This window comes from Streptomyces sp. JLYT201, assembly GCF_059448825.1.
In genome coordinates, this window is sequence record NZ_CM182551.1 from 3,679,425 (window position 1) to 3,703,469 (window position 24,045).

Here is a 24,045-nt window from a genome sequence, read left to right on the forward strand (position 1 = left end):
GGTGAATCCGGAGCCCGGGCTCACGACGGCGCCCCCTTCTTCTTGGCCCGCTTCGCGCCCACCCGCAGCCGCGAGGCCGCGCGCGGGTCGAGGGCGGTGCGCACGCCGTCACCGAGGACGGTCAGGGCGAACACGGTCACGAACAGGACGCCCGCGGGCAGCAGCAGGTACTGCGGTGCCGCCTCGTACCAGACGTCGGCGGAGGTGAGCATCTGGCCCCAGGACGCGGTGGGCGGCTTGACCCCGACGCCGAGGAAGGAGAGGGCCGCCTCCACGGTGATGTTGGTGGGGACGAGCAGCGCGGCGTACGTGATGACGGGCGCGGCGAGCGCGGGCAGCAGCTCGCGGCGGGCGATGCGCACCCCGCCCCAGCCGCTGAGGCGGGCCGCGGCGACGTGGTCGAGCTCCTTGAGCGAGATGGTCTGGGCGCGCACGATCTTCGCCATGCCGCCCCAGCCGACCACGCCGACGACGAGCGCGACGAGCACGGGCCTCGGGAAGTCGCTGGGCACGACGGCGAGGAGGCCGAGCGCGAGGACCATCAGGGGCAGCGCCACCATGACGTCGGTGGCGCGGCTGAGCACGAGGTCGACCCAGCGGTTGCCGAGCCCGCTGGCGAGTCCGACGCCGACGCCGAGCAGGACCTGGAGCAGCGTCGCGATCAGCGCGACGCCGAGGGACACCCGGGCTCCGTACACCAGGCGGGCGAACAGGTCGCGGCCGGTCTGCGGCTCGACGCCGAGCCAGTGCTCGGCGCTCATGCCGCCGAAGGAGCCGACGGGCACGCCGCCGCGCGCGGAGTCGATGAGCTCCGGGTGGTACGTGGTGGGGTCCTGGCCCTCCAGAGCGGTGAGCAGGGGCGCGGCGAGCGCGACCAGGACGAGCAGGACGACGATCGCGCCCGCGACGAGGGCGGCGCGGCGCGTGCGCAGCCGCCGCCAGAACTGACGGGCCCCGGAGGAGCCGGGAGCGGACGCCGTGGCGGCGTCCGCTCCCCCGCTCTCCGAGGCCAAGAGGGCCTCACTCATGACAGATCTACCGACGGGCCCTACTTGACCGCGACCTGGGAGATGTCGAGGACGCCCGTCCAGTCGCTGATCACGACGTTCTTGATGTCCTTGCCGTACAGGCGCTTGTAGACCGGGTGGAACAGCGGCACGTTGACGGCCTTCTCGCCGATCTTCTTGTCAAGAGCGCCCCACCTCTTGGCGGCCTCGTCGTGATCGGTCAACTTGTTGATCGCGTCAATCTCGGCATTGACCGACTTGTCATTGAGGAAGCTGGAGTTGAAGTTGTATCCATCCTTGACGATCTGGCGGCCGTCGAAGATCGGCGACAGGAACGGGCCGCCGGAGGGCCAGTCGGCGCCCCAGTGGGCGAGGAAGAGGCCCGGCTCGTCCTTGGCGTCGTGGACCTTGTCCTCGTAGTCGTTGTCCTCCAGGCCCTGGAGCTTGACGGTGATGCCGGCCTTCTTCAGGGAGTCCTGGAGGGCGGTGGCGATCTCCGGGCTGGTCTCGAAGTTCTTGGTGTTGGAATGCGTGAGCGTGATGGTCAGGCCGTCCTTGTAGCCGGCCTCCTTCAGGAGCTCCTTGGCCTTCTTCGGGTTGCCGCTCGCGCCCGCCGGGAAGTGGTCGAACTTCTGGTAGCCGAAGGACTCCTGGTTGGGCAGGAAGGTCGTCGCGGGCTCGGCGAGCGAGGAGCCGCCCGCGGCGTTGATGACGGAGGAGCGGTCGACGGCGTAGGCGACGGCCTGGCGGACCTTCGGGTTGTCGAAGGGCTTCTTCTTCGGGTTGAAGGCCAGGTAGTTGGTGTAGCCGAAGTGGCCGGTGCCGACCTGGGAGGCCAGCTTCTTGTCGCCGGTGACCTTGGCGAGCTCGGCCGGGCCGAGGTTGGTGTCGGTGGTGACGGCGGCGGCGTCGGCGCCCTGGCTGGCGGAGAGGCGCTGGTTGACGACGGACGAGTTGAAGCCGGAGCGGACGTCGATCCTGTCCGGGTAGGCCTTGCGCTCGGCGTCGGTCTTCGCCGACCAGTGCGGGTTGCGCTCCAGCTGGAGGCGCTCGCCTCCGTTGGTGTTCTTGACGACCTTGTACGGGCCCGAGGAGATCGGGTGCTCCTCGTACTTGGTGCCCTTGTCCTTGGCCTTCGGCACGGGCGCGAACGACGTCTGCGTGGCCACGTAGTCGAAGTCGCCGACGGGCTTGTTCAGACGGAAGACGATGGTGCGCTCGTCCGGCGTCTCGACCGAGTCGAGGCCCTTCTTGTCCTTGTACGGGCCCTCGTACGTGGAGCCGCCGATGAGCCAGTCCCGCAGGAAGGGCGCGCCGCCGGACAGCTCGGCCGCGAAGGAGCGCTCGATGCCGTACTTGATGTCCTTGGTCGTGATCGGCGTGCCGTCCTCGAACTTGAGGCCCTTCTTCAGGGTGTACGTCCACACCGTGGCGTTCTTGCTCGGCTTGCCGAGGCTCTCGGCGAGGTCCGGGACGACCTTCGCGCCCTCGGCGCCGTCCTCGCGGTTGCGGGTGGTCAGGGTGCGGAAGACCAGGCTCGGCACGTTGCCGCCGCCGGAGGTGTAAAGGCGGGCGGGGTCGAAGGTCTTCTGGGGCTCGCGGTTGAGGACGGTGAGCGTGCCGCCCTTCTTGGCCTTGCCGTCGCCTCCGGCGTCGTTGCCGTCCTCGGGCCCGCAGGCGGCGGCGCCGGCGGCCAGGACGACCAGGGTGGCGGATGCCGCTGCCACGCGGCGGGATATGACGGACTTCTGACGACGCAGACGCATCGGAGTGCCTCTCGGAAAGCTCAGGAGATAAGGAGATGAGGGGGCGGAGGAAAGCGCGGGAGCCCGCCCCGGGCACGTACGTCCAAGACCGTCTGTCCAGGATGCGGACACCTGACCACATCGTGGGCCGCGCAGGGAGCGCGCCCCACAGGGGCACGGAACGCGGTGAAGGAAGAAGAAGCGCGACGCACTCGCCGGGGGCGGGCGTCAGCGACAGTGAATATCGGCCACGCAGAGCGCGGTCACGCCGAACAGCGCCAGCTCAAGGGCGGCGCTCGGGGAGGCGTGACGGGTCGACATGCGGAGAAATATGGACGATGCCTCGCGGAATGTCAACGCGATGTCTCACCCGTCGAGCCAAGCCGTCTCACTCCTTGGGAAACACCCAGGGGTTGGGCTTGCAGTGGATCCCGTCGTGGTCGAGGAACTTGGTCTGCTGCTGCATGACGGGCGCGAGTTCGCCGTCGCGCTGGCAGTCCACGTGGCCGTGGCCGAGCCGGTGGCCGACCTCGTGATTGATCAGCATCTGGCGGTAGGGGTGGATGCGGTCGCCATAGGTCTTGGCCCCCTGGGCCCACCGATAGGCGTTGATCATGATGCGGTCGGTGGACGCCGAGTCGCACGACACGTTCTGCTGGAGCGTTTCGAGACCGGACTTCGCACACCACTTCGCGGTGGTCACCGGGCTCGCCAGGGTGATGACGAAGTCCGGCTTCCCGGAGGAGATCCGCTCGAAGGTGCGGGCCCCGCCGTGGGCCCAGCTCCGGCTGTCGTTCAGGGTCTTCTGCACGGCCTGCGCGAACAGGGCGCCGTCCAGGCCCATGCCCTTCTCGACGTCGACGCGGTAGCGGAACTTCTGCCCCTTGCCGGGCGCCTTGTCGAACCCGGGCATCGCCGCGAACTGCCCGGACGCGGCGAGCTTCGCGTCCAGCGGGTACTTCTTGCCCATCTTCGCGTCGTACGACTCCGGGGTCGCGGAGTCGGTCGGCGCGGGCCGGTTGTCCGAGCGCGACGCGGAGCCGCGGGCGTCCCGGTCGTCGCCCGCGCCGCGATCGGCGGCCCGGGTGTCGGAGCCCGAGCCCTTGCCGTCGTCGGTGACCTGGGCGGCCACGACGATGGCGAGGGCCAGGGTCACGGTCGCGGCGGCGGCACCGATGACGGTACGGCTGCTGAGCCGCCCGCCCGACGGGGTCCCGCCGTCGGCCGCGGTGCCCGGGGAGCGGCCGGTGCCGTCGCCGTCGTCCCCGGCGTCGGCCTCCCAGGCGGTCACGGACGCGTACGGGTCGCGGGGCGCGGGGCGCCGCACGGGCGTGGCACCCGCCGCGAACACATCCGCGCCCTCGAAGCCGTCCGGGGCACCGAGGGCGTCGAAGGCCGCGACGTCCTCCCGTCTCGGCCCGGGCACCCGTCGCGATCGCGGCGCACCGGTCCTGGCCTGGGGCGCGGCGGCGCCGACCGGGCCCCAGCCGCCCCCGGGCTCCCGCTGCTCGGGGTGCCCGCCCCGCACGTGCGGGACGCCACGGGGCGGGGTGGCCTGCGGCGTGCCGTGCGGCGGCGTCACCTGGGGCGTGCCGTGCGCGGGAGTGTCACCGCTCCGGCGGCGGCCGCCGCCGGTCCCGGGCTCGGTCGCCTGTGATTCGGGTATGCCAGGGGTGCTGCTGGTGTCTGTCGTGTCGGCCGGGGTCCGGCGGCTATGACGTCCCACGCGGCGTGTCAGCTCCTCGTACCCGAAGTACCCGGCTCGCGGCGGTCGTCGTTCACGCCGCCACCCTTGCGCACCTCACGAGGATCCCTCAACTCACCGGCATCAGCCACGAGTTCACGGATCGCGGTGGCCACCGCGTCCGGAAACTCCATCATCGCCACGTGCCCGGCGTCGGGCAGCGTGAGCAGCCGCGAGCCGCCGAAGGCCGCCGCGGCCCTGCGCGCCATGCGGTACGACACGAGCCGGTCCCGGCCCCCGTAGACGAGGAGCGTCGGCGCGAGCACCCGCTCGGCCTGCCGCCACAGGCCGTGCTGACCGCCGAGCGTGTACGCGTTCACGATGCCGCGGGCCGAGCGGGCCATGGCGTCCCAGAAGTAAGGGTGCGCGAGCCGGCGCTCCATTTCGCGCACGGCCGCCGCGAACGCCTCCGGCGAGACCTTGGCCGGATCGCCGTAGCAGAGCCCCATGACGCTGCGCACCCGCTGCGCCGGCGTCCACTCCTTGGTCAGCCGGGTGAACAGGCCGACCACCCCGGGCAGCGCGAGCAGGCCCGTGGGCACGGCGGTGCGCTGCACCCGCAGCTCGGGCAGGGCGGGCGAGACCAGGGTGAGGGTGCGCACGAGGTCGGGGCGGACCGCGGCGACGCGGGTGGTGACGGCGCCCCCCAGGGAGTTGCCCACCAGATGGACGGGGCCGCGTCCGCGGGCGTCCAGATAGCGGATGACCGCACGCGCGTGCCCGGTGACCGAGTAGTCCCCGTCGTCCGGGGGCGGCGAGTCGCCGAAGCCCGGCAGGTCGAGGGCCTCGCCGTCCACGACGTCCTGGAGCAGCGGCATCAGGGCCGACCAGTTCTGCGAGGAGCCGCCGAGCCCGTGCACGTACAGCGCGGGCGGCAGGTCCGTGTCCGCCGCGACCCGGCCGCGCACCGAGAGCGTCAGGCCGGGCAGCGTGACCGAGTGCATGCGCTCGCCCTCCGCGACACCGACGGCGCCCGGCTTGGGGGCGACGGTGGCGGCCAGCACATCCGGCAACTCGGTCGAAGACATGCGGGCAATGTTACGAGACGATCACGCGTGGGATCGCGTGTTCGGGGTCACAGGTGCCGTTTGGATCGCGTAACAGATCACGCGGGGCCGGGCGAGAGATCGCGGAGCGCCCCGATCGGGTGTTCCCTGGGGACATGGGGAACTCGCGGGGAAGAGGCCCGCGAACTGGGCACTCGCACCGCGGAACGACACCGAACGACACCGAGAGACACCCGAGAGCCACCGAAGACGCCGCAGACACCGGCAAGAGATCCGAGGAGTCCCCCTCATGACCGTTGACCCCAGCGACCCGGACACGTTCGAGGCCGAGGAGACCGAGGACGGCTACGCCGAGGAGACGCCCGAGGCCGACGCCGCCGAGCAGCACACCGACCTGGCACCGCAGCACGACGGCTCCCTGGAGGACGTCGACCCCGGCGCCGCCAACGTGGCCGACGTCGCGGAGCAGGCCCGCGTGGTCGACCTGGACGAGGACGACTACCGCTGAGCGGGGGCGCACGCTCGCACAGCTGCCCGTGTTTGCCCTGCTACGCACCGCTTCCATGGGTGCCCGGTCCGTGAAATTCTGCGCTCGCACCGCGCACATCGCAGTTACCGAAAAGTACGATGGCGGCGCGGCGCACACCGCAACTAAGGACGATTCTGGGAGGCGGCGTGACAGCCATCGAGCAGACAGAGGCGGCACGCCCGCGGGGCACTCGCCTGCCGCGCCGTGCCCGACGCAACCAACTCCTCGGCGCGGCCCAGGAGGTCTTCGTCGCCCAGGGGTACCACTCGGCGGCGATGGACGACATCGCCGAGCGGGCAGGTGTCAGCAAGCCGGTGCTCTACCAGCACTTCCCCGGCAAGCTCGACCTCTACCTGGCCCTGCTCGACCAGCACTGCGACAACCTGCTGCAGGCGGTGCGCGCGGCCCTGGCCTCGACGACCGACAACAAGCAGCGCGTCGCGGCGACGATGGACGCCTACTTCGGGTACGTGGAGGACGACGGCGGCGCCTTCCGGCTCGTCTTCGAGTCGGACCTCACCAACGAGCCGGCGGTCCGCGAGCGCGTCGACAAGGTGACGCTCCAGTGCGCGGAGGCGATCTGCGAGGTCATCGTGGAGGACACCGGCCTGCCCGAGGCCGAGTCGATGCTCCTTGCCTCCGGGCTCGGCGGCCTCGCCCAGGTCGTCGCGCGCTCCTGGCTGCACAGCGACGGCGGCGTCTCGCGCGAGAAGGCGGTCCAGCTGCTCACCTCGCTGGCCTGGCGCGGCATCGCGGGCTTCCCGCTGCACGGCGCCGAGGGCCACTGAGCAACCGGGGTCGCTGAGCGGCCCGGGCCACTCAGCAGCCCAGGGCCATTGAGCAGGCCAACGGGCACTCCGCCCCCTGCCCGCTTTTCTTCCCGGCGCATGTTCGCTCCTGGCGTGCGCGGCCGGAGCCGTCACCGTCGCCTCACCGGGCTAATCTGTGCAGGTACGGCGCGGGCGGCCGCGCACATCACTGACCGTCGGAGGGACAAAGCGTGGAGGTCAAGATCGGCGTGCAGCACGCGCCGCGCGAGATCGTTCTGGAGAGCGGTCAGAGCGCCGAGGAGGTCGAGAGCGCGGTCTCCGAGGCCCTGACGGGCAAGGCCCCGCTGCTGAGCCTGACGGACGACCACGGCCGCAAGGTCCTGGTCCCCGCCGACCGCCTCGCGTACGTGGAGATCGGCGAGCCGGCCCAGCGCAAGGTGGGCTTCGGCGCGCTGTAGCACGCGGACGGCGCGCGCCGCAGCGGCGCGCACGGGAGCGGCCCGGTGGGTGGACCACCGGGCCGCTCCCGCGTGTTCACCCGCTGTTCACCCGGTGTACGGGAAGCAGCGGCGAGCTCCGGACATGGATGGGGTGGAGGGTTGCGTTCCGACGGCCGGGGGTAGGACCGGCTAGGACCGTTTTGCCCCCATGATCCATCCGCGGTCGTCCGCGACCGCACCCGACCACGAGGGAGGGACCCCCATCGTGATCCTGGAAGCTCTCGGCTCCGCGCTGCTCGGCCTGGCCCTCGCCTGGGCGACGGCCCACCGGCTCGGCCACCGCCTGCCGTCCCGCACGCTCGTCCTCGCGACCGGGGCGGGCGGGGCGCTCGTAGGAGCGTTCATCGCGCACACGGCGCTCGGCCCCGGCCGCTCGGCCATGACACTGGTGGGCGCCGTGATCGTCGCGGCCGCGCTGCTGTCCCTGCTGCTCCGCCCTGACCGCCGCCTGCGCCGCCGCCAGCTCACGGCGTAGGCCCCCGCGCGCGGCCCGGACCGGGATCCGGGCCGCTCGGCTCCGGGCCGGGGCCCGGACTCAGGCCGCCAGGCCCAGCGCTGCCATCCGCTTGGTGTGCGCCTCGGTGATCCGCGAGAACATCCGCCCGACCTCGGCGAGGTCGAAGCCGTCCGCGACGCCGCCGACCAGCATGGTCGAGAGCGCGTCCCGGTCGGCCACCACCCGCTGCGACTGCGAGAGCGCCTCCCCCATCAGCCGCCGCGCCCACAGCGCGAGCCGCCCGCCGACGCGCGGGTCCGCCTCGATCGCGGCGCGCACCTTCTCCACGGCGAAGCTCGCGTGCCCGGTGTCGTCGAGGACGCCCAGGACGAGCCCGCGCGTGTCGACGTCGAGCCGGGCCGCGACCTCGCGGTAGAAGTCACTGGCGATGGAGTCGCCGACGTACGCCTTGACCAGGCCCTCCAGCCAGTCGGACGGCGCCGTCTGCCGGTGGAAGCCGTCCAGCGCGGCGACGAAGGGCTGCATGGCCCCGGTCGGCTCCTCGCCGACCGCGGCGAGCCGGTCCCGCAACTGCTCAAAGTGGTGGAACTCGGCGGACGCCATCTTCGCCAGCTCCGCCTTGTCGGCCAGCGTCGGCGCCAGCTTGGCGTCCTCCGCGAGCCGCTCGAACGCCGCGAGCTCTCCGTAGGCGAGCGCGCCGAGCAGGTCCACGACCGCGGCGCGGTACTGCGGGTCGGCGGAAGCTTTCGCCCAGTCCTGGGCGGCCACCCCGGTGGGGGTTGCGGCGGCCCCGGCGTCGGCTGCGTCCTTCGCGGGCTGAGCTGCGTTGTCAGGCGTCTCCATGAACCGCACAATAGCCCGGCGGCGCGGTGGCGTAAGGCCCTGGTCAGCCACTGTGACGACAACGACGTACCGCCGCTGAGGGGGCGCGCGCCGGACCCGCGGGAGCGCCGGTGCGAGCCGGGTGACACAAATCGCCGGACACTCATGCGGGATTCCGGGGTACAGTGGTAATGCGCCCGCCGAATATTCGACGGGCCGTATGAATGAGGATGCCCGGTCGGTGGCCCGATCGGCTCCGACCAGACAGCCCTCCAGGGCGTACGCATGGTGCGTACGGCATGCGGAGGGACCCTCAGCGGTGTGAGCGCTCGAGCGTCGGCAGTGGTCCCGTGCCACCTGGCCCGCCCGGTTCGTTCCACAGGCGGCCGGTAGTCCCCGACACGGTCACGACCCCCAGCGTTCGCCTCGCGCCGCGTCTCACAGAAGAGGCATTGCCCTGACTACCACTTTCCGGGATCTCGGGATCCTCCCCGAGACAGCCGAGGCCCTCGAGGCCGTCGGCATCGTGAACCCCTTCCCCATCCAGGAGATGACGCTCCCCGTCGCGCTCTCCGGCACCGACGTCATCGGCCAGGCCAAGACCGGCACCGGCAAGACGCTCGGCTTCGGCCTGCCGATCCTCGAGCGCGTCGTCGTCCCCGCCGACGTCGAGGCGGGCCGCGGCACGCCCGACGACCTGACGCAGGCCCCGCAGGCGCTCGTCGTCGTCCCCACCCGCGAGCTGTGCACCCAGGTCACCAACGACCTCCTGACCGCCGGCAAGGCGCGCAACGTCCGCGTCCTCGCCATATACGGCGGCCGTGCCTACGAGCCGCAGGTCGAGGCCCTGAAGAAGGGCGTCGACGTGGTCGTCGGCACCCCCGGCCGCCTGCTCGACCTCGCGGGCCAGCGCAAGCTGAACCTGAAGCACGTCAAGTGCCTCGTCCTCGACGAGGCCGACGAGATGCTCGACCTGGGCTTCCTGCCCGACGTCGAGAAGATCATCAACCTGCTGCCGGCGAAGCGCCAGACGATGCTCTTCTCCGCGACCATGCCGGGCGCCGTCATCGGCCTCGCCCGCCGCTACATGTCGCAGCCCACGCACATCCGCGCCACCGCGCCGGACGACCAGGGCGCGACCGTGGCGAACATCGCGCAGCACGTGTACCGCGCGCACTCCATGGACAAGCCCGAGATGGTGTCCCGCATCCTCCAGGCCGACGGCCGTGGCCTCGCCATGATCTTCTGCCGGACGAAGCGGACGGCCGCGGACATCGCCGAGCAGCTGGAGCGGCGCGGCTTCGCCTCCGGCGCGGTCCACGGCGACCTCGGCCAGGGCGCCCGCGAGCAGGCCCTGCGCGCCTTCCGCAACGGCAAGGTCGACGTCCTGGTGTGCACCGACGTCGCCGCCCGCGGCATCGACGTCGAGGGCGTCACGCACGTCATCAACTACCAGTCCCCCGAGGACGAGAAGACGTACCTGCACCGCATCGGCCGCACCGGCCGCGCGGGCGCCAAGGGCATCGCGATCACGCTGGTCGACTGGGACGACATCCCGCGCTGGCAGCTGATCAACAAGGCGCTCGAGCTGGACTTCAACGACCCGGTCGAGACGTACTCCAGCTCCCCGCACCTGTACGAGGAGCTCGACATCCCCGTCGGCACGAAGGGCGTCCTGCCGCGCGCCGAGCGCACCCGGGCGGGCCTCGACGCCGAGGAGATCGAGGACCTCGGCGAGCCGGCCGCCCGCGGGGGCGCCAAGGGCCGGTCCCCCCGTGGCCGGTCCCGGACCGCCGCCGCCGTGGAGGAGCCCGCCGAGCGCCAGGAGCGCACGCCGCGCCGGCGCCGCCGCACCCGCGCGGGCGCCCCGGTGTCCGCCACGGAGGCCGCCGCTGCCGCCGAGGCCCCGGCCGCCGAGGCCCCCGCCGCCGAGCCGGAGTCGGCTCCGCGTGCGCCCCGTCGGCGCCGCCGCACCCGCGCGGGCAAGCCCGACGCCGCGGAGTAGCAGCCCGCCACCCCTGGAGAAGGCCCGCCGCGACCGCGGCGGGCCTTCTGTCGTCCTCCCCCGCAGCGCCGCGGCGGCGGGCAGGCGTTACCGTACGTCGCATGAGTAGGCCCCCCACCTTCACCCCGCCCCCCGGCACCCGGGCCCGGGTGCTGGAGACCGCGCGCGGGGACTTCGCCGTCCTGGACGCCGCGCCCGCCCGCCCGACCGGCGGAAGGAAGGGGTCCGCGGTGCTCCTGCCCGGGTTCACCGGCAGCAAGGAGGACTTCATCGCGCTGCTCCGGCCGCTGGCCGACGCGGGCTACCGCGCGGTGGCCGTGGACGGACGCGGACAGTACGAGTCCGACGGGCCGGACGACGAATCCGCCTACTCCTTGGGCGAGTTGGCCCTCGACGCGCTCGCTCAGGCCGCGGCCCTCGACGACCCGCCCGGCACCCCGCTGCACCTCGTCGGCCACTCCCTGGGCGGCCTGATCGCCCGCACGGCCGCGCTGGCCGCCCCCACGGGCACCTTCGCCTCGCTCACGCTCATGTCGTCGGGCCCCGGCCGCATCGCCCCGTCCCAGCGCACCCGTGCCACCCTGCTCACGGACGCCCTCGCGGCGCACTCGATGGAGACGGTGTGGGAGGCGATGCGGGCCATGGACCCGCCGGAGGACGCCGAGGTGAACGGCGGCGCGGACAGCGACGCCCTGCGCGCCCGCTGGCTGCGCAACAGCCCGGCCCAGCTGATCGCCACCGGCAGACAGCTGTGCGTCGAGCCGGACCGCGTGGCCGAGCTCGCCGCCCTGGCGCTGCCCGTGCACGTGCTGTCCGGGGAGCGGGACGACACCTGGCCGGTGCCGCTCCTGGACGACATGGCCCGGCGCCTCGGCGCGCACCGCACGGTCATCACGGGCGCCGACCACTCCCCCAACACCGACCGGCCCGGGGCGACGGCCGCCGCCCTCGTCTCCTTCTGGGACCGGGCCCGCTGAGCCCGGCGCCTCAGTAGCACTTCTGGAGGTGCTCCCAGAAGCCGTCCCGCAGCACCCGCCGCAGGTCGGACTGGCCGCGCAGCGAGTAGTCGAGCAGCCGCTCCGCCTCGACGAGGAGCTCCTGGTCGACCGAACCGGGCAGATAGGGGTGGCCGGGGAGCAGCCCCACGAGGGCCTCGCGGCCCCGCGCCGACAGCCACTTCGCGGAGATCTGCGCGCCGACGAAGCGCACGTCGTCGCGGGAGGGCCGGGAGGCCGCCATCGGGCCCTCGTACGGCAGGGCGGAGCGGCGGCTGATGTACGGCTTGAAGAAGTCGGCGTCGAAGGTGCGCTGGCTGTCGACCTCCCACAGCAGCGGCTCCGCCTGGTTGCGCCCGTCGGGGGCCTCGATGCCCCACAGGTGGACACGTGCGCCGTACCCCTGTGCGGCCTCGACGGCCGACACCAGGTCCTCGTCGCCGCCGATGAGCGCGGCGTCGCTGATGGCCCGGTGCCGGGCCAGGGACTCCAGGTCGCTGCGGATCAGCGAGTCGACGCCTTTCTGCTGGTTGTTGGCGTTGAGGTTGCCGAGCCTGACCTTGACGTCCGGCAGTTCGGCGATGGACTGCTGCTCAGTGGTGTGGATGCGCCGCCGGGCGCCGTCGTACCAGTACACGCGCAGCAGCCTGCTGTCGGCGAAGATCGTGCGGGCCTTGTCGATGAGCGCGTCGATGAGGCCTTCGGCGTCCAGGTCGAAGGCGCGCCGGTCCTCGGTGCCCACGGCGAGGCGGCCCGCGGCGGCGTACAGATATCCGGCGTCGACGAAGATCGCGTGGGTGGACGGAGTCTTCGCCACCTCGGCGAGCATGCGCTCAAGGAGCCCGTTGGCGCGCGCCAGCAGGGCGTTGACCTCGACGGTCTCGTGGGTGGTCTCGTCCGTGTCCATACGGAACACATTGTCGCGTCCGTCACACAGGGGGCACAACCAGTGCTTGTTACGCAACGAACACAACCAGCCGCGAAACGGGGCGGCAACACGGTGTTCATTAGCCTCTCAAAAAATTTCCTTAGCGTAGGGAATGTTTGAGGCGGGAAACTCGTTGGACCCGTATGTAACCGCAGTTCTCCTCAGGAGGATCACCAGACGAAGGGAGAAGCCCCATGCGCTTCGAAATCATGCGACTCGACGACGTCGACGGCACCGCTGTGGACACCACCGTCGTGGACGCCGCCTCCGTCAATCGGATCGTGCAGCAGGCGGCCGCCATCGGCCAGCGCCTCTACATCCGCCCGGCCGACACCACGGCCTCGTAACGCCGCACGTCCCCACCCCTCACGCTCCAGAGCCCTGTACGACACCGGATCACGCCGGTGACGTACAGGGCTCTGTTCGTGGGTGCGCGGTGCGCGCGGGGAGGTCAGCCGCCCCGGATGATCTGGGTGACGCCGTTGACGATCTGCTGCACCGCGATCGCCGACAGCATCATGCCCGCGAGACGCGTCACCAGGACGACGCCGCCGTCCTTGATGACCCGGATGATCAGCAGCGAGAAGCGCATCGCCAGGAACAGCACCACGTGGATGGCGAGGATCGCCGCCCAGACCGAGACCTGCTCCATGCCGCTGGCGTGCTGGACGGCCAGGATCACCTGGACGATCGCGCCGGGCCCGGCAAGCAGCGGCATGCCCAGCGGGACGAGCGCGACGTTCACGTCCTTGGTCTGCTGGGGCTCGTCGGTCTTGCCGGTGAGCAGGTCGAGCGCGACGAGCAACAGGAGCAGGCCGCCCGCGATCATCAGGGCCTGCGTCGACACGTGCAGATAGTCGAGGATCTGCTGGCCGATGACGCCGAACAGGGCGATGACCCCGAAGGCCACGCAGACGGCCTGGAAGGCCATCTTCTTCTGCACCTTGGCGGGGCGGCCCGCGGTCAGGGCGAGGAAGATCGGCGTGATCCCGGGGGGATCCATGATGACAAAAAGGGTGAGGAAGAGAGATCCGAAAACGGCGACGTCGAACACGGTGATGGCCTTGCAGAGAGTCGTACGAGGTGAGGGAGGTGGGGCGGCGGCCGCGCACGGCGCGGCGGGGCCGCGGCCCCGGACAGGCGTGGCGGACGGTGGACGCGCCCGCTAGGCGGACAGGTCTCCGCCCGCGCCCGGCACCGGGAAGGCCCCGGTGGCGCGGCGCGTGATCTCGCCGTAGATCTCGGGGTCGGTGGTGTACTCACCGAGCGAGACGGTCTTGCGGCTGCCGTGGTAGTCACTGGAGCCGGTCACGAGCAGGCCGAGGTCGGCGGCGAGGGCGCGCAGGCGCGGACCCGCCTCGGGGGCGTACGCCAGCTGCTCGGGGTGGTCGACCTCGATGCCGTCGAGGCCCGCGGCGGCCAGCTCGGCTATCGCGGACTCCGGGACGATCCTGCCGCGCTGGGCGGCGGCCGGGTGGGCGAACACGGTGACGCCGCCCGCGGCCTTGACCAGGCGGATCGCCTCGAACGGATCGAGCTCGGTCTTCTCCGCGTACGCGCGCCCGCCGTCGGCGAGCCACTCGGGCGTGAAGGCGTCCGACACGCTCGCGACGACGCCGAGCTCCACGAGGGCCTCGGCGACGTGCGGGCGGCCCACGGAGCCGTCGCCCGCGATCCGCTCGACCTGCTCCCAGGTCACGGGGACGCCGAGCTCCTGGAGCTTGCGGACCATGGTCCGCGCGCGCGGCACCCGGTCGTCGCGCACCAGCTCGCGCGCCCGCGCGAGCTCCGGCTCGTCCGGGTCGAAGAGGTACGCCAGCATGTGCAGGCCCACGCCGTCGAGGCGGCAGGACAGCTCGGCACCGGTGACGAGGGTCAGGCCTGCGGGCAGCGCGGCGATGGCCTCGGCATGGCCGCGCGTGCTGTCGTGATCGGTCAGGGCGACGACGTCGAGCCCCGCGGCGGCGGCGTTGCGCACCAGCTCGGCCGGGGTGTCCGTGCCGTCGGAAGCGGTGGAGTGGGTGTGCAGGTCGATGCGCACGCGAGGACTCCACGCTGTTCGGGACGGACATAGGGACGCTTCAAGGATAACGGCCGCCTCAGGGGCGACCGGCCGACGCGTGCCCGCGCCGAGCGTGCTCGGGGACGCGGCCGGGAGGCGGCCGCGAGGGCTACGGCGTCAGCAGGCGCGGCGACAGCGCCCCGCAGGGCAGCAGTTCGACCTCCGCCCCCGCGTCCCGCAGGTCCGTGAGCACCAGCTCGTCGTACATCAGGAGCCCCGATTGCTCGGGCCACGCGATCGCCCACAGCCACAGGCCGCACGCCTCGCCCGCGAACACCGCGCGGTCCTCCGGCGTGCCGGACACGTGCCACATGGGCGTCGGGCGCCCGGCGGCGAGGACCTTGGCGGCGGGCGGCTTGCCGACGTTCATGCCGGGGCCGGGGTCGGGGCCGTCGATGCCCGCGTAGCGCGCGCCGAGGCCGACGCCCAACTCCTCGGCGACCAGGATGAGTTCGCCGCCGCCGCCGAGCGGGGCGGGGCCCGAGCAGGCCACGGCGGTGGCCCGGCCGCCGCTGCGGTCGTCGCCCGCGCAGGCCACCCCGGTGAAGAGCCAGCCGACGGGCAGCGGCCAGGGCATCCACACCGGCACCTGCGCACGGTGCACCACGACGCTGAGCGCCTCGACACTGGGCGGGATGACGGGCTGCAGCGGATGCACGGTGCCGTGCACGTCACACTGCCAGGAGTCGGCAAAGAGGCCGGGAGCCCTGACCCGGCCACCACACTTCGGGCAACTGGGTTCGCCCCTCATAGCGCCCCACGGTCCTCCCCGGTGGACGCCGCGTCAAGGACGATCACCCGTCCGGAGTGCGACCGCACGGCGCGGGCGCCGGGAGCGCCGGGCGAGGGGCCCGGCCGCACGGAACCGCGTACGCCTTCGGCCGGGGACGGCACAGGCGTACGGCAGTGGAGGCAGGGCGCCGATGGTCCAGGGCCGGGGAGACGTACGGCCCAGGAGAGTGAGTGCGCCGGGCGCGGGAGCGTAGACGCGCACGGCCCGGACGCGCGCCCCGGATACGCGCTCCTTGGACGCGCACCGCCCGGACGCCCGGCGCGGATACGCGCCCCTCCTGGACGCGAGGGGCCCGAACGCACGGCCCGCCAGCCCGGCGCCAGCCCCCTCAGTCCAGGGCGACGCCCGCACGTCAGTCCCAGGGCGACGCCCGCGCGTCAGTCCAGCGCGACGCCCGCGCGCAGCGGATCGCGCAGGTCCGTGCCCTTGCTCAGCCAGCGCTCCTGGAGGGCCTGCGCGCCGTGCACCCGCTTCCAGGCCGCCTCGTTCGGCGTCATCGGGAGCAACGGCAGGAACCGTACGGGCTCCATCGGCTCGTCCAGCTCCAGATCCGCCACCAGGCCGCCGGGCTCGGCGACGAGGACCGAGGTGAAGGGCGCGCCCGGCCACAGCGGCTCGCCCACGTCCAGCGAGCTGCCGGGAGCCACCACGACGCCTTCGACCTGGGGGGACGCGGCGAGCACGGCCAGCGGCCTGAGCACCTTGTCGGTGTCGGCGACGCCGCCCCGCACGGAGAGGACCAGCTCCGCGCGCGGGCCCTTCACCGGGTCGGCGAGCACGGCCGTGGGGTCGGCCATCGGCTGGGCGGACATGCCGAGGGTGGCGTACCGCACGACCCCCGTGCTTTCGGCCGGAAAGCGCAGCACCTCGATGCGGTCCGTACCGAGGAACGTCACCGCCGCGCGCGCGTCCGGTTCGCCCAGGCCGTCGCGCAACCGGGCCTCGACCAGAGCAAGAACATCAGCCATGCCGTGAGCATAGAACTCGTCAGTGATGGGTAAAGGTGGGGGTTTGGCGGACCGGTCGGCTGATACTGTTGGCTGCTGGCCCGGGCGGCACGCAGAAGCGTCGCTCTCAAGCCCGGACCTCAGGGCCCTCGGGCCCGAACTCGACGGACGGCGCCCGCGTGCGCCTGGGAACTCCCCTACGGGGGACCGGCCGGAGGAGGTGGGGCTGCAGTGGATCGAAGTCGACCGTGCAGTACCACTCGCTCTTCCGCCCGCTGACCTCCCGCAGCAACGACGCTGCGGCCGTGCGCCCGGCACTTCACGAACTCCTCGGCCCCGACCGGCCTGTGCCCCGCACGACGGAAGAGCACCGCGTTTCACCTGATCTGCATCAGTAGCGTTGCTGCCTCCGCGGCGGTGCGGTGCTCCCCGCTTTGTGGACGTGCCTCCCAACACAGCCGGACGTCCCCATTCCGGGCAGTTCCACCCGCCGCAGGCGGCCCTTTCGTCGAAGGAGCCTGCCCATGTCGATGATCCGTGACCTGCGCGCCGCGGTCCGTCCCTCCCTGCGCAAGGACAGCGGCGCCTACAGCTCGTACGACGCGACCCGCGACCCCCGCGTCGCGTCCGCCGTCGTCGACTGCGCCGTCTACCGCGACGGCCGCCGCGTGTCCTGCGACGAGACCCTCACCCCGCACGAGGCGATGCTCCAGGTCCGCCGCGACGGCGGCTTCGCCTGGATCGGCCTGCACGAGCCGACGGAGGCCGAATTCGCGGGCATCGCCGCCGAGTTCGGGCTGCATCCGCTGGCCGTCGAGGACGCGGTCCACGCCCACCAGCGGCCCAAGCTGGAGCGCTACGACGACACGCTGTTCACGGTCTTCAAGACCATCCACTACGTGGAGCACGCCGAGCTGACCGCCACCAGCGAGGTGGTGGAGACCGGCGAGGTCATGTGCTTCACCGGCCGGGACTTCTTCATCACCGTCCGGCACGGCGGCCACGGCTCGCTGCGCACGCTGCGCCGCCGCCTCCAGGACGAGCCCGAACTGCTCGCCAAGGGCCCCTCCGCGGTCCTGCACACCATCGCCGACCACGTCGTCGACGGCTATCTGGCGGTCGCCGACGCGATGCAGGTCGACATCGACGACGTCGAGAACGAGGTCTTCGCGGCCACCGGCAAGGGCGGCTCGCGCGGCGTCGACGCCGGGCGGATCTACCAGCTCAAGCGCGAGGTCCTGGAGTTCAAGCGGGCCGTGCAGCCGCTGCTGCGCCCGATGCAGCTGCTCAGCGAGCGCCCCATGCGGCTCGTCGACCCCGACATCCAGAAGTACTTCCGCGACGTCGCCGACCACCTCGCCCGCGTCCAGGAGCAGGTGCTCGGCTTCGACGAGCTGCTCAACTCGATCCTCCAGGCCAACCTCGCGCAGGCCGCCGTCGCGCAGAACGAGGACATGCGCAAGATCACGTCCTGGGCGGCCATCATCGCCGTCCCCACGGCCGTGTGCGGCGTCTACGGCATGAACTTCGACCACATGCCCGAACTGCACTGGCGCTTCGGCTACCCGATGGTCCTCGGCCTGATCGCGACGGCCTGCTACTCGATCCACCGCACCCTGAAGCGCAACGGCTGGCTGTGAGCGGGGGCCCGGCCGCGGGGGCCCCGGCCGCAGGGGCCCCGGCCGCGGGGCCGCTGGCTAAGCTGCCGTCATGACCGCTGACACGCTGTTCGGGCGCGCCCTGATCGAAGAGGCCACCAAGAAGTCCGGCCTGATCTGGGTGCGCGGCGCGGGTCCCGCCCGCGCCCTGTGGCACGCCTGGCTCGACGGCGCGGCCCACCTCGTGGGCGACGGCCCCGGCGAGCAGCCCCTGCCGCACCTCGCCGACGGCGCCACCGCCGAGGTGACCGTGCGCAGCAAGGACAAGGGCGGCCGCCTCCTGTCCTGGACGGCCACGGTCACGGAGCTCGCGCCGCGCACCGAGGAGTGGGAGGCGGCGGTCGCCGAGCTGAAGGGCAAGCGGCTGAACGCCCCCGACGGCGAGCGGGTCGTCGAACGCTGGGCGGCGGAGTGCCGCGTGCTGCGCCTCACGCCGCGCGAGGCGGACCTGGAGCTGCCCGACGGCTCACTGGCGGCGCCGCCCCTGCCGACGCCCGCGACGACCCGCAGGCCCATGCCTCAGGGGCTGCCGAAGCTGCTCCTGGGCAGGGGGAGGAAGCGGCGCTGAGCGGCGGCTAGGACGTGGGCAGCTGCTTGCCGTAGTCCACCGTCTCGTTCAGGCCCGGCTCCTTCAGCGGGACGGCCTGGTTCCACTCGCTGAGCCGCAGCGTGCCCGCGCCGCCCGCGCGCCGCAGGGTCAGCGGGTACGGCTTGCCGTCGAGGGACACCTCCAGGGTGCCGCCCGCGCCCTCGTCGCCGCTGATCCTGATGTAGCGCTTGCCGCCGGAGCCGCCGCGCTCGCCCTTGGCCAGCGTGCCGTGCAGCGCGAGGGTGCCGTCGAGCAGCACGTCCTTGTCGGTGAACCCGCTGAGCCTGCGGTAGGCCGGGTCGCCCTGGGGCACCTTCACGTACTTGCCGTCGAGCTTGGCCGCAGCCGAGCTGTCCGCGCCCGAGGAGCCGCCGTCCGCGCCCTCGTGCGCCCAGAAGGCCGAGTCCGCCTTCAGGAAGAGGTTCTCGCCGACGCGGAGCAGCTCGAACATCTGCCCCTTGGACGTCACCGTGCCCGTCCCGCCGTTGGCCGTGAGCCGCATGTCGAGCTTGTACGTGTGGCCCTTGGTGACCACGCTGCCGGACAGCCGCACGGCGGGCGCCGCCTCGGCGGCCTGCCGGGCCTTGCTCTGGATCCTGGCCGCGGAGAGCTTGCCGACGCCGTTCGTGCCCTGGTCCGGGTCCTGGCCGCCACCGCCGCACGCCGTCAGCCCCGCACCGCCCACCACGAGCCCCGCACACACCGCGCCGAGGAGCGCGGACCTTCGGAATCGGGGAGCCGGTCGCATCGCAGTCACAGGTGGGGCTGCCTCTCGTGCGGACGTCGTCTGCGGCCACGGCCGTACGCCTGGACGGCCTGGCGTACCGCAGCGTACCGGTGTCTCCCACACCCCTCGGAGCCAGTCCGTCCGGACCGCTCACCAGGGCATATGCGCGGGGTACGGGCTAGCCTGAACCCCGTATCACCGGCATAGGGCACATACCGCCGAAACGGTTCCCTGACGCACCCCGAGAAAGGCGCGGCACATGGCAGGAGGCGCGCCCCGGATCTTCGTCTCGCACCTGTCCGGCACCGCGGTCTTCGACCCGAACGGCGACCAGGTGGGCCGCGTGCGCGACCTCGTCGTCATGCTCCGCGTCGGCAGGAGGCCGCCCCGGCTGCTCGGCCTGGTCGTCGAACTCGCGACCCGCCGGCGCATCTTCCTGCCCATGACCCGGGTGACCGGCATCGAGTCCGGCGAGGTCATCAGCACCGGCGTCCTGAACGTGCGCCGCTTCGAGCAGCGCCCCACCGAGCGCCTCGTGCTCGGCGAGATGCTCGACCGGCGCGTGCGCCTGGTGGAGACCGGCGAGGAGGTCACCGTCCTCGACGTGTCCGTGCGCCAGCTCCCGGCCCGCCGCGACTGGGAGGTCGACCGGGTCTTCGTCCGCAAGGGCAAGGAGGGCGCCTTCCGGCGCAAGGGCGAGACGCTGACCGTCGACTGGTCCGCCGTGGACGGCTTCTCCCTGGAGGAGCACGGGCAGGGCGCCGAGAACCTGCTCGCCACCTTCGAGCAGCTGCGCCCCGCCGACCTCGCCAACGTCCTGCACCACCTCTCCGCCAAGCGCCGCGCCGAGGTGGCCGCCGCCCTCGACGACGACCGGCTCGCCGACGTCCTCGAAGAGCTCCCGGAGGACGACCAGATCGAGATCCTCGGCAAGCTCAAGGAGGAGCGCGCCGCCGACGTCCTGGAGGCCATGGACCCCGACGACGCCGCCGACCTGCTCGCCGAGCTTCCCGAGGACGACAAGGAACGCCTGCTGACCCTGATGCAGCCGGACGACGCGGCCGACGTGCGGCGCCTGATGGCGTACGAGGAGCGCACGGCGGGCGGTCTGATGACGACCGAGCCGATCGTGCTCCGCCCGGACGCCACGGTCGCCGACGCCCTCGCCCGGGTGCGGCAGGAGGACCTCTCGCCCGCCCTCGCCGCGCAGGTGTACGTGTGCCGCCCGCCGGACGAGACCCCGACCGGCAAGTACCTGGGCACCGTGCACTTCCAGCGGCTCCTGCGCGACCCGCCCTACACGCTCGTCGGCTCGATCCTCGACGACGACCTGCGGCCCCTTTCGCCGGAGGACCAGCTGCCGGTCGTCGCGGGCTTCTTCGCCGCGTACGACATGGTGGCGGCGCCCGTGGTCGACGAGGGCGGCGCGCTCCTCGGGGCCGTCACCGTCGACGACGTACTGGACCACATGCTGCCCGAGGACTGGCGCGAGACGGAGTTCCACCTCCAGGAGGAGGCCGGCCATGGCGCGTGAACGGCAGGGACGCGCCGGCGGGCGCGACCGCGAGGCGCGCGAGGAGCGGCGCGAGCCCCGGCCGGAGACCCGGCCCCGGTTCCGCCTCGACCAGCCCCGCGCGCGGCGCCGCAAGCTCCTACCGGACTACGACCCGGAGGCCTTCGGGCGGCTCTCGGAGCGGATCGCGCGCTTCCTCGGCACCGGCCGGTTCATCGTCTGGATGACGGTCGTCATCATCCTGTGGGTGGTCTGGAACGTCTCTGCCCCCGAGAGCCTGCGCTTCGACAACTACCCGTTCATCTTCCTGACCCTGATGCTCTCGCTCCAGGCCTCCTACGCGGCCCCGCTGATCCTGCTCGCGCAGAACCGCCAGGACGACCGCGACCGCGTCACCCACGAGCAGGACCGCAGGCAGAACGAGCGCTCCATCGCCGACACCGAGTACCTGACGCGCGAGCTGGCCTCGCTGCGCATGGGCCTCGGCGAGGTCGCCACCCGCGACTGGCTCCGCTCCGAACTCCAGGACCTGGTCAAGGAGCTGGAGGAGCAGCGTCCGGTATTCCCGCCCGAGGCCGCCCGGGCACGTGACGTAGGCGACCGCTGACGGGCCTTCCGAACCCCCCTACCGGGAGCCGTACCATCGAGTACATGGTTACGGAAGACGCGGTGCGCGAAGCGCTGTCGACGGTGAACGACCCCGAGATCCAGCGGCCCATCACCGAACTGGGGATGGTCAAGTCCGTGGAGATCGGCGCGGATGGCGCGGTCGCGGTCGCCGTGTATCTGACGGTCTCCGGCTGCCCGATGCGGGACACGATCACGAAGAACGTGACGGACGCCGTCGCCCGCGTCGAGGGCGTCACGCGGGTCGACGTGACGCTCGACGTGATGAGCGACGAGCAGCGCAAGGAGCTCGCGACGGCGCTGCGCGGCGGTCAGGCCGAGCGCGAGGTGCCCTTCGCCAAGCCCGGCTCCCTGACCCGGGTGTACGCGGTCGCCTCCGGCAAGGGCGGCGTCGGCAAGTCGTCCGTGACGGTGAACCTCGCGGCGGCGATGGCCGCCGACGGCCTCAAGGTCGGCGTGGTCGACGCCGACATCTACGGCCACTCGGTGCCGCGCATGCTCGGCGCGGACGGCCGCCCCACCCAGGTCGAGAACATGATCATGCCGCCGTCCGCGAACGGCGTGAAGGTCATCTCCATCGGCATGTTCACACCGGGCAACGCGCCGGTGGTGTGGCGCGGTCCGATGCTGCACCGCGCGCTCCAGCAGTTCCTCGCGGACGTCTTCTGGGGCGATCTGGACGTGCTCCTGATGGACCTGCCGCCGGGCACCGGCGACATCGCGATCTCCGTCGCCCAGCTGGTGCCGAACGCCGAGATCCTGGTCGTCACCACGCCCCAGCAGGCAGCGGCCGAGGTCGCCGAGCGCGCGGGCTCCATCGCCGTCCAGACCCACCAGAAGATCGTCGGCGTGGTCGAGAACATGTCCGGGCTGCCCTGCCCGCACTGCGGCGAGATGGTCGACGTCTTCGGCACGGGCGGCGGCCAGCGGGTCGCCGAGGGCCTCACGAAGACGACCGGCGCGACGGTGCCGGTGCTCGGCTCCATCCCCATCGACGTGCGGCTGCGCGAGGGCGGCGACGAGGGCAGGCCGGTGGTCCTCTCCGACCCCGAGTCCCCGGCGGGCAGCGCACTGCGCACGATCGCGGGCAAGCTCGGCGGCCGCCAGCGCGGCCTGTCCGGCATGTCCCTGGGCATCACGCCGCGCAACAAGTTCTGACCCGAAGCCCGGGAGCGGACGGGAGCAGGCCGTAGGCCTACCGACGCAATCGCGCGGGAAGGGGCGCCGCCCATCGCGGGCGGCGCCCCTTCCTGCGTACCTGCCCGGAGGGCTACTTGGCGTAGGCGGCGATGTCCTTGACCACCGAGAACCCGAGGCCGTACGCGCTCATCCCGCGCCCGTACGCCCCCAGATGCACCCCCTCCTGGGTGGACCCGGCGAGCACCCAGCCGTACTCGGACTCCCGGTAGTGGAACGAGGTCGGGACCCCGTCCACCGGCAGGGAGAGGGACGACCAGTCGGAGCCGTCGAGGTCGTCCGCGAGGACCCACGCGGTCTCCGTCTGCTGGTCGAGCCAGTCGTCCCGCAGGCTGTGGTCCATCTGCCCGGGCCAGGTGTAGGACAGCAGCCCGACCCCGGCGAGCCAGGCCGCGGAGGACACCGAGGTGGCCTCCAGGACGCCCGTGCCGTCGGCGCTGCGCCGCACCGGGTTGGCGGCGACGGTCACCACGACCGCGAACCGCTCCCTGTCCCCGTTGCCGAGGCTGCCCTCGGCGCGGACCGAGGGCTCGTCGCCGTGGCCGATCGAACCGTGCTCCACGGCGCCGTCCGCCGCGGTGCCGACCTGCATCAGCCAGCGCGGTCCCGTGAAGGCCTCGTCCAGGCCGTACCAGGGGAAGGGCGCCAGCAGGTAGCCGTCGACCGTACGCCGGGCGGAGGGCACCGCTTGCGACGCGGCACCGTCCGCGGCTGACGCCTGAGCGCCTACCCGACTTGTCGTCTCCATGTACCCGGCCGCCTCCTCGCTGTCGTCGGTCCGGAGCGGCCCGCCCCCCTCGGGCGTCCTCACGCCGGACAACAAGGCAGGATAGCCACACCGGTTCCGGAAGCCGCCGAAGGAGTCGGCGGACGGGTGGCCGGAAGGCCATGAGCGCGGGCACCGCGGCGCACCGGACGGCGCACGCGTGGCGCCGGATGGCGCACGCGGGTGCGCTCAGGTCGCGTCGGCGTCGAAGGGCGGGTGGTCGTCGGCCGCGGGCTTGGCGGGGCGCTTCTCCATGTCGATCCGGCCGCTGCCGTTCGCCGAAGTCGTGGACGAGGTCGTGGACGCGTCGGACTCGCTCTCGCGCCCGTGCACGGAGTCGGCCACTTCGGCCATTTCCTTGCGCAGGTCGAAGCCGTTGCGGATTTCCTTGAGCCCGAGGTCGTCCCGCTCCATCTGCTTGCGGATGAACTTCTTCGGATTCAGGTCGTCGAACTCGAAGTCCTTGAACTCCGGCCCGAGCTCGTCCCGTATGTCCTGCTTCGCGCTGTCCGAGAACTGGCGGATCTTACGGATGGTCCGGGAGGCGTCCTGAATGAACTTGGGCAGCTTGTCCGGGCCGAAGATGAGTACAGCGAGGATGACCAGCGTCACTATCTCGAATACGCCGATGTCGTTGAACACCCTGAGCTCCTTGCC

25 protein-coding genes and 1 pseudogene are annotated in these 24,045 nt (G+C 72.3%); 12 read left to right on the forward strand and 14 right to left on the reverse strand.

Going from position 1 to position 24,045, the window contains the following annotated elements:
• Positions 1-20 precede the first annotated feature (20 nt).
• From AC5WAM_RS14725 to AC5WAM_RS14745, 5 genes are all read right to left on the reverse strand, one after another.
• Complete coding sequence (locus AC5WAM_RS14725; protein ID WP_366790366.1) at positions 21-1,028, reverse strand: ABC transporter permease; 1,008 nt, start codon at positions 1,026-1,028, stop codon at positions 21-23.
• A gap of 20 nt (positions 1,029-1,048) precedes the next feature.
• Positions 1,049-2,773, reverse strand: a complete 1,725-nt coding sequence (locus AC5WAM_RS14730) for an ABC transporter substrate-binding protein (protein ID WP_366790367.1) — start codon at positions 2,771-2,773, stop codon at positions 1,049-1,051.
• A 207-nt stretch (positions 2,774-2,980) separates the two neighbouring features.
• On the reverse strand, positions 2,981-3,073 hold the full coding sequence (locus AC5WAM_RS14735; RefSeq protein ID WP_311775232.1) for an Ms4533A family Cys-rich leader peptide: 93 nt from the start codon (positions 3,071-3,073) through the stop codon (positions 2,981-2,983).
• 67 nt (positions 3,074-3,140) lie between these two features.
• Complete coding sequence (locus AC5WAM_RS14740; protein WP_495522845.1) at positions 3,141-4,478, reverse strand: DUF3152 domain-containing protein; 1,338 nt, start codon at positions 4,476-4,478, stop codon at positions 3,141-3,143.
• Positions 4,479-4,486: 8 nt separating this feature from the next.
• Positions 4,487-5,524 carry an alpha/beta fold hydrolase gene (locus tag AC5WAM_RS14745; protein ID WP_495522846.1) on the reverse strand — a complete coding sequence of 346 codons (1,038 nt, stop codon included), beginning with the start codon at positions 5,522-5,524 and terminating at the stop codon, positions 4,487-4,489.
• A gap of 268 nt (positions 5,525-5,792) precedes the next feature.
• Here AC5WAM_RS14745 and AC5WAM_RS14750 point away from each other — a divergent pair, with 268 nt between their 5' ends.
• The 4 genes from AC5WAM_RS14750 to AC5WAM_RS14765 all read left to right on the forward strand — a co-directional run bounded on the left by AC5WAM_RS14750 (position 5,793) and on the right by AC5WAM_RS14765 (position 7,777).
• Entirely contained in the window at positions 5,793-6,011 is a 219-nt protein-coding gene (locus AC5WAM_RS14750; RefSeq protein WP_495522847.1) for a hypothetical protein, read from the forward strand.
• 167 nt (positions 6,012-6,178) lie between these two features.
• Positions 6,179-6,820, forward strand: a complete 642-nt coding sequence (locus AC5WAM_RS14755) for a TetR/AcrR family transcriptional regulator (protein WP_138961649.1) — start codon at positions 6,179-6,181, stop codon at positions 6,818-6,820.
• Between the two features lie 212 nt (positions 6,821-7,032).
• Complete coding sequence (locus AC5WAM_RS14760) at positions 7,033-7,260, forward strand: DUF3107 domain-containing protein (protein ID WP_030684738.1); 228 nt, start codon at positions 7,033-7,035, stop codon at positions 7,258-7,260.
• 247 nt (positions 7,261-7,507) lie between these two features.
• Positions 7,508-7,777, forward strand: a complete 270-nt coding sequence (locus tag AC5WAM_RS14765) for a hypothetical protein (protein ID WP_138961647.1) — start codon at positions 7,508-7,510, stop codon at positions 7,775-7,777.
• A 60-nt stretch (positions 7,778-7,837) separates the two neighbouring features.
• Here the strand turns inward: AC5WAM_RS14765 and AC5WAM_RS14770 are convergent, their stop codons facing one another.
• On the reverse strand, positions 7,838-8,602 hold the full coding sequence (locus tag AC5WAM_RS14770) for a ferritin-like fold-containing protein (protein ID WP_495522848.1): 765 nt from the start codon (positions 8,600-8,602) through the stop codon (positions 7,838-7,840).
• A 430-nt stretch (positions 8,603-9,032) separates the two neighbouring features.
• Here AC5WAM_RS14770 and AC5WAM_RS14775 point away from each other — a divergent pair.
• Together AC5WAM_RS14775 and AC5WAM_RS14780 are read left to right on the forward strand one after the other, a co-directional pair.
• Positions 9,033-10,449, forward strand: a pseudogene (locus tag AC5WAM_RS14775) (DEAD/DEAH box helicase); the annotation flags it as partial.
• Between the two features lie 238 nt (positions 10,450-10,687).
• Positions 10,688-11,563 (forward strand): alpha/beta fold hydrolase, encoded by an 876-nt coding sequence (locus tag AC5WAM_RS14780; RefSeq protein WP_495522849.1) that lies wholly within the window; start codon positions 10,688-10,690, stop codon positions 11,561-11,563.
• Between the two features lie 10 nt (positions 11,564-11,573).
• Here AC5WAM_RS14780 and AC5WAM_RS14785 read toward each other — a convergent pair whose 3' ends face one another.
• Positions 11,574-12,488, reverse strand: a complete 915-nt coding sequence (locus AC5WAM_RS14785) for an NYN domain-containing protein (RefSeq protein ID WP_495522850.1) — start codon at positions 12,486-12,488, stop codon at positions 11,574-11,576.
• A 215-nt stretch (positions 12,489-12,703) separates the two neighbouring features.
• Between AC5WAM_RS14785 and AC5WAM_RS14790 the strand changes: the two genes are divergently transcribed.
• On the forward strand, positions 12,704-12,856 hold the full coding sequence (locus tag AC5WAM_RS14790; protein ID WP_138961645.1) for a DUF8834 family protein: 153 nt from the start codon (positions 12,704-12,706) through the stop codon (positions 12,854-12,856).
• Positions 12,857-12,960: 104 nt separating this feature from the next.
• On the opposite strand, the gene AC5WAM_RS14795 is transcribed toward AC5WAM_RS14790, so the two are convergent.
• The 4 genes from AC5WAM_RS14795 to AC5WAM_RS14810 form a co-directional block, all read right to left on the reverse strand.
• A complete protein-coding gene (locus AC5WAM_RS14795; RefSeq protein WP_172386485.1) occupies positions 12,961-13,563 on the reverse strand; it encodes a MarC family protein in 603 nt (200 codons plus the stop codon).
• 111 nt (positions 13,564-13,674) lie between these two features.
• On the reverse strand, positions 13,675-14,550 hold the full coding sequence (locus AC5WAM_RS14800; protein WP_366796141.1) for a PHP domain-containing protein: 876 nt from the start codon (positions 14,548-14,550) through the stop codon (positions 13,675-13,677).
• A gap of 130 nt (positions 14,551-14,680) precedes the next feature.
• Positions 14,681-15,322 carry a DUF6758 family protein gene (locus tag AC5WAM_RS14805; protein ID WP_172386483.1) on the reverse strand — a complete coding sequence of 214 codons (642 nt, stop codon included), beginning with the start codon at positions 15,320-15,322 and terminating at the stop codon, positions 14,681-14,683.
• 419 nt (positions 15,323-15,741) lie between these two features.
• The gene (locus tag AC5WAM_RS14810) at positions 15,742-16,332 is read right to left on the reverse strand and encodes a suppressor of fused domain protein (RefSeq protein WP_366796140.1); all 591 of its coding nucleotides are present in this window, start codon (positions 16,330-16,332) and stop codon (positions 15,742-15,744) included.
• A 503-nt stretch (positions 16,333-16,835) separates the two neighbouring features.
• Between AC5WAM_RS14810 and AC5WAM_RS14815 the strand changes: the two genes are divergently transcribed.
• On the forward strand, positions 16,836-17,951 hold the full coding sequence (locus AC5WAM_RS14815; protein WP_366796139.1) for a magnesium and cobalt transport protein CorA: 1,116 nt from the start codon (positions 16,836-16,838) through the stop codon (positions 17,949-17,951).
• Positions 17,952-18,021: 70 nt separating this feature from the next.
• Entirely contained in the window at positions 18,022-18,537 is a 516-nt protein-coding gene (locus AC5WAM_RS14820) for a hypothetical protein (protein WP_495522851.1), read from the forward strand.
• A 7-nt stretch (positions 18,538-18,544) separates the two neighbouring features.
• On the opposite strand, the gene AC5WAM_RS14825 is transcribed toward AC5WAM_RS14820, so the two are convergent.
• On the reverse strand, positions 18,545-19,306 hold the full coding sequence (locus AC5WAM_RS14825) for a hypothetical protein (protein ID WP_366796137.1): 762 nt from the start codon (positions 19,304-19,306) through the stop codon (positions 18,545-18,547).
• A 238-nt stretch (positions 19,307-19,544) separates the two neighbouring features.
• On the opposite strand from AC5WAM_RS14825, the gene AC5WAM_RS14830 reads away from it, so the two are divergent.
• From AC5WAM_RS14830 to AC5WAM_RS14840, 3 genes are read left to right on the forward strand one after another with little or no spacing between them, the layout of a single operon-like run.
• Complete coding sequence (locus AC5WAM_RS14830; protein ID WP_138961637.1) at positions 19,545-20,819, forward strand: magnesium transporter MgtE N-terminal domain-containing protein; 1,275 nt, start codon at positions 19,545-19,547, stop codon at positions 20,817-20,819.
• Positions 20,809-21,405, forward strand: coding sequence for a DUF1003 domain-containing protein (locus tag AC5WAM_RS14835; protein WP_366796136.1), 597 nt, complete (start codon positions 20,809-20,811; stop codon positions 21,403-21,405). The genes AC5WAM_RS14830 and AC5WAM_RS14835 overlap by 11 nt, the downstream gene beginning before the upstream one ends.
• A 44-nt stretch (positions 21,406-21,449) precedes the next feature.
• On the forward strand, positions 21,450-22,583 hold the full coding sequence (locus AC5WAM_RS14840) for an Mrp/NBP35 family ATP-binding protein (RefSeq protein WP_366796135.1): 1,134 nt from the start codon (positions 21,450-21,452) through the stop codon (positions 22,581-22,583).
• 112 nt (positions 22,584-22,695) lie between these two features.
• On the opposite strand, the gene AC5WAM_RS14845 is transcribed toward AC5WAM_RS14840, so the two are convergent.
• Both AC5WAM_RS14845 and AC5WAM_RS14850 read right to left on the reverse strand, forming a co-directional pair.
• Positions 22,696-23,370: a hypothetical protein gene (locus AC5WAM_RS14845; RefSeq protein ID WP_366796134.1), complete on the reverse strand. Its 675-nt coding sequence runs from the start codon at positions 23,368-23,370 to the stop codon at positions 22,696-22,698.
• Between the two features lie 207 nt (positions 23,371-23,577).
• Entirely contained in the window at positions 23,578-24,030 is a 453-nt protein-coding gene (locus AC5WAM_RS14850) for a sec-independent translocase (protein ID WP_495522852.1), read from the reverse strand.
• Positions 24,031-24,045: the final 15 nt, after the last annotated feature.

Excerpts from the sequence above, each read along its gene's own strand:
- AC5WAM_RS14745 (WP_495522846.1), bottom strand. The coding sequence starts at position 5,524 with ATGTCTTCGACCGAGTTGCCGGATGTGCTGGCCGCCACCGTCGCCCCC.
- AC5WAM_RS14820 (WP_495522851.1), top strand. The coding sequence starts at position 18,022 with ATGACCGCTGACACGCTGTTCGGGCGCGCCCTGATCGAAGAGGCCACC.
- AC5WAM_RS14815 (WP_366796139.1), top strand. The coding sequence starts at position 16,836 with ATGTCGATGATCCGTGACCTGCGCGCCGCGGTCCGTCCCTCCCTGCGC.
- AC5WAM_RS14785 (WP_495522850.1), bottom strand. The coding sequence starts at position 12,488 with ATGGACACGGACGAGACCACCCACGAGACCGTCGAGGTCAACGCCCTG.
- AC5WAM_RS14725 (WP_366790366.1), bottom strand. The coding sequence starts at position 1,028 with ATGAGTGAGGCCCTCTTGGCCTCGGAGAGCGGGGGAGCGGACGCCGCC.
- AC5WAM_RS14790 (WP_138961645.1), top strand. The coding sequence starts at position 12,704 with ATGCGCTTCGAAATCATGCGACTCGACGACGTCGACGGCACCGCTGTG.
- AC5WAM_RS14780 (WP_495522849.1), top strand. The coding sequence starts at position 10,688 with ATGAGTAGGCCCCCCACCTTCACCCCGCCCCCCGGCACCCGGGCCCGG.
- AC5WAM_RS14805 (WP_172386483.1), bottom strand. The coding sequence starts at position 15,322 with ATGAGGGGCGAACCCAGTTGCCCGAAGTGTGGTGGCCGGGTCAGGGCT.
- AC5WAM_RS14830 (WP_138961637.1), top strand. The coding sequence starts at position 19,545 with ATGGCAGGAGGCGCGCCCCGGATCTTCGTCTCGCACCTGTCCGGCACC.
- AC5WAM_RS14730 (WP_366790367.1), bottom strand. The coding sequence starts at position 2,773 with ATGCGTCTGCGTCGTCAGAAGTCCGTCATATCCCGCCGCGTGGCAGCG.
- AC5WAM_RS14770 (WP_495522848.1), bottom strand. The coding sequence starts at position 8,602 with ATGGAGACGCCTGACAACGCAGCTCAGCCCGCGAAGGACGCAGCCGAC.
- AC5WAM_RS14845 (WP_366796134.1), bottom strand. The coding sequence starts at position 23,370 with ATGGAGACGACAAGTCGGGTAGGCGCTCAGGCGTCAGCCGCGGACGGT.
- AC5WAM_RS14840 (WP_366796135.1), top strand. The coding sequence starts at position 21,450 with ATGGTTACGGAAGACGCGGTGCGCGAAGCGCTGTCGACGGTGAACGAC.
- AC5WAM_RS14825 (WP_366796137.1), bottom strand. The coding sequence starts at position 19,306 with ATGCGACCGGCTCCCCGATTCCGAAGGTCCGCGCTCCTCGGCGCGGTG.
- AC5WAM_RS14810 (WP_366796140.1), bottom strand. The coding sequence starts at position 16,332 with ATGGCTGATGTTCTTGCTCTGGTCGAGGCCCGGTTGCGCGACGGCCTG.
- AC5WAM_RS14735 (WP_311775232.1), bottom strand. The coding sequence starts at position 3,073 with ATGTCGACCCGTCACGCCTCCCCGAGCGCCGCCCTTGAGCTGGCGCTG.
- AC5WAM_RS14750 (WP_495522847.1), top strand. The coding sequence starts at position 5,793 with ATGACCGTTGACCCCAGCGACCCGGACACGTTCGAGGCCGAGGAGACC.
- AC5WAM_RS14835 (WP_366796136.1), top strand. The coding sequence starts at position 20,809 with ATGGCGCGTGAACGGCAGGGACGCGCCGGCGGGCGCGACCGCGAGGCG.